Below are 724 nucleotides of genomic sequence, written 5' to 3' on the forward strand. Positions count from 1 at the left end.
GTCGACTTCGACCGGCATCAGCTCGTTGTCGACCGGCCTCAGCTCGACCGATAGCACCGTGGCATCGCTGTCGACCTCCACGTCGACCGGCCTGTCCTCGGCAACCAGCTCGATCAGCTCGTTGTCCACCTCGACTTCGACGGGTATCAACTCGCTGTCGACGGGCCTCAGCTCGACCGACAGCTCGGTCGCCTCGCTGTCGACTTCCACGTCGACTGGCTTGTCCTCGGCTACCAGCTCGATCAGCTCGCTGTCCACCTCGACCTCGACCGGCCTGTCGTCGGCAACCAGCTCGATCAGTTCGCTGTCCACCTCGACCTCGACCGGCATCAACTCGCTGTCGACCGGCCTGTCCTCGGCTACCAGCTCGATTTCGTCGCTCTCGACCTCGACCTCGACGGGCATCAACTCGCTGTCCACGGGCCTCAGCTCGACCGACAGCTCGGTGGCTTCGCTGTCGACTTCCACGTCGACTGGCTTGTCGTCGGCTACCAGCTCGATCAGCTCGTTGTCCACGTCGACCTCGACCGGCATCAGCTCGTTGTCGACCGGCCTCAGCTCGACCGACAGCTCGGTTGCTTCGCTGTCGACCTCCACGTCGACGGGCCTCTCGTCGGCAACCAGCTCGATCAGCTCGCTGTCCACCTCGACCTCGACGGGTATCAACTCGCTGTCGACGGGCCTCAGCTCGACCGACAGCTCGGTCGCTTCGCTGTCGACCTCC

The 724-nt window shown here is 64.5% G+C and carries 1 protein-coding gene; it reads right to left on the minus strand.

The genetic code is table 11. The annotated features are described in order from the left end of the window. Positions 1 to 724: hypothetical protein (locus U4Y91_RS36555; protein ID WP_321809123.1), on the minus strand; the 724-nt coding region annotated here is incomplete at both ends.

Origin of the sequence: Burkholderia sp. BCC1993, from assembly GCF_905339865.1 — a bacterium.
In the GTDB taxonomy this organism is placed as follows: Bacteria; Pseudomonadota; Gammaproteobacteria; order Burkholderiales; family Burkholderiaceae; genus Burkholderia.